General features: G+C 63.7%; 2 protein-coding genes and 2 pseudogenes. 2 read left to right on the forward strand and 2 right to left on the reverse strand.

What is annotated here, in order from left to right; all coding sequences use genetic code 11:
• Window positions 1–235 (reverse strand): annotated as a pseudogene (locus QZT71_RS12380) (FkbM family methyltransferase); the annotation flags it as partial.
• A gap of 108 nt (window positions 236–343) precedes the next feature.
• Window positions 344–1,012 carry an MBL fold metallo-hydrolase gene (locus QZT71_RS12385; RefSeq protein WP_295916660.1) on the reverse strand — a complete coding sequence of 223 codons (669 nt, stop codon included), beginning with the start codon at window positions 1,010–1,012 and terminating at the stop codon, window positions 344–346.
• 124 nt (window positions 1,013–1,136) lie between these two features.
• Here QZT71_RS12385 and QZT71_RS12390 point away from each other — a divergent pair, with 124 nt between their 5' ends.
• Together QZT71_RS12390 and QZT71_RS12395 are read left to right on the forward strand one after the other, a co-directional pair.
• Window positions 1,137–1,961 (forward strand): alpha/beta hydrolase, encoded by an 825-nt coding sequence (locus QZT71_RS12390; protein ID WP_295916661.1) that lies wholly within the window; start codon window positions 1,137–1,139, stop codon window positions 1,959–1,961.
• Between the two features lie 20 nt (window positions 1,962–1,981).
• Window positions 1,982–2,369, forward strand: a pseudogene (locus tag QZT71_RS12395) (hypothetical protein); the annotation flags it as partial.

The raw sequence follows: 2,369 nt of genomic DNA on the forward strand, positions 1-2,369 counted from the left end.
CGGAGGGGCCCGCCAGCCGCGAGAGCGTGCGGGCGTAATAGCCGAGGTTGGCGCCGATGTCGATGACGGTGTCGCCCGCGCGGACGAGCTGCGGCAGGTGGTAGACGTACTCCGTGGCCGGGGCGCAGCGCCCGATGCCGAGCCGCTGCCAGAGGAAGAACATGCGGCTCACGGCGCGCAGGTAGCCTTCGAGCGGCAGGGTTTTGTAGAGGATTTTATGAATCAGTGTCTTCACGTTTCGCGTAGGTTTATTCGGTGCGGGAGGCAGGACGGGCAGGCTGTCCTGCGGGACAGGCCGGAGCGTATCGTGCGCAGAGGCGGGTGTGCGGCCGCCGCTGCCGGATTATCCCTTGTAGTTTACCTCCTGGTTGAGCACTTCGACGATGAACGGATTGTAGAGCACCTCGTGGCCGATGGTCGACTCGGGGCCGTGGCCGGGGTAGACGTGCACTTCTTCGCCCAGCGGAATCAATTCGTCGAGAATCGAGCGCATGATCCACGAATAGTCGCCGCCCGGCAGGTCGGTGCGGCCGATCGACTCGCGGAAGAGCGTGTCGCCCGTGAAGAGCGACCTGGATTCGGGCTCGTAGAGCGCCACGTGGCCGGGCGTATGGCCCGGAGTATGGATAACGCGCAGGGCGGTGTGGCCGAAGCGGATTTCGGGCGTGGCGCCGAGGTCGATGTCCACCGAGGGCATCTGGCCGACGGGAACGCCGAAAATGCTGCCGCTCGCCGAGGCGTTGTCCAGCAGGAAAAGGTCTTTGTGCGACAGGGCGAACGGGATGCCGTAGCGTTTCTTGAGGTGCGCGACGCCCAGCGTGTGGTCGAAATGGCCGTGGGTGTTGGCCGCCAGGACGGGCTTGAGCCCGTGCTCGGCGATGAAGTTGTCGAGGGCGGCGTCTTCGCGCGGATTGCTGTTCCCGGCGTCGATGACGACGGCTTCGGCGGTGTCGTCCCAGACGACGTAGGTGTTTTCCTGTATCGGATTGAATTGCAGGCAGGCTATTTTCATGGTTGCTGTTTTTTTTGTGACGGTACGCACGGGCGGTACCCTGTCCTATATCCTATATTTGTGCAAATATAGTGCTTTTTGCCGGATTTTGCCTATCTTTATGACCCGAATAAACACACTGGATATGAAACGACTTTTTGCGCTGCTTTTCGCGCTGGGCCTCTGCTGGACGGGGGCTTGGGCGCAGGACGCCGCCTACCGGACGGTGGAAAACATCCCTTACCGTGACGCCGCGGGCGACCGGAATATCGATTCGATGTGCCGCCTGGATGTCTGTTATCCGGCGGATAAAACCGGGTTTTCGACCGTAATCTGGTACCACGGCGGCGGCCTGACGGGCGGACGCCGCGAGCTGCCTGCAGCGTTGAAAAACAAGGGTTTCGCCATCGTGGGCGTGGACTACCGCCTGTCGCCGTCGGTGACGGTGGCCGACTGTGTGGACGATGCGGCGGCTTCGGCGGCATGGGTGGTGAAGAACATCGCTTCGTACGGCGGCGACCCGAAGCGCATCTTCGTGGCGGGGCATTCGGCGGGCGGCTACCTCACGTCGATGATCGGCCTCGACAAGCGGTGGCTGGAGCCTTACGGCATCGACCCCGACACGGCGTTCGTGGCGCTGATTCCGTACAGCGGGCAGGTGGTGACGCACTTCGAGCGCCGCCGGGAGCTGGGGCTGCCCGACACGCAGCCGCTGGTGGACGACATGGCGCCGCTGAACTACGTGCGGCCCGACTGCCGGCCGATTCTGATTCTTTCGGGCGACCGCGAGCGGGAGATGCTGGGACGCTACGAGGAGAACGCCTACTTCTGGCGCATGATGCGCGTGGCGGGACATCCCGATGTGCGGATTTACGAATTCGACGGCTTCGACCACGGCAACATGCCGCAGGCGGGGCACTTTGTCGCGGTGCGCTATATCCGTGAAATGGAGCGCAGGATGGAGCGGTAATTGCGGAACAGGGGCCGGGTATGAAGATGGACAGGCATATGTTTTTCAGGCTTGCGGCCGCGGTGTTCACGGCTGCCGCACTGGCGGGGTGCTCGCTGCTGAAAGTCGCCGTGGCGACGGGCGATCCCCTGTCGAAAGAGGAGATGAACACGCGGACGATGACGCGCGGGTTCTATTACGACATGGCCGCCGAAGTGGCCCGCACGGCCGATTCGATTGTCGATGCGTCGGCCGACATGGCTACGCGCGTGGCTGCCGTGCGGTGGAAAATCCGCGCCACGCGGGCCGGGGTGTCGGCCGCCATGCAGGGGATTCCCGATGTGGCGCTGGCCGACCTGTGGATACTTTGCCGACGCATGAACGAACGCTTTGCGGCGGCGCCCGACTCGCTGCTGTTCGGGCCCCAAA

The organism is uncultured Alistipes sp. (genome assembly GCF_902388705.1).
Taxonomy (GTDB): domain Bacteria; phylum Bacteroidota; class Bacteroidia; order Bacteroidales; family Rikenellaceae; genus Alistipes.

Coding starts and splice junctions, on each gene's coding strand:
- QZT71_RS12385 (WP_295916660.1), bottom strand. CDS start 1,012: ATGAAAATAGCCTGCCTGCAATTCAATCCGATACAGGAAAACACCTAC.
- QZT71_RS12390 (WP_295916661.1), top strand. CDS start 1,137: ATGAAACGACTTTTTGCGCTGCTTTTCGCGCTGGGCCTCTGCTGGACG.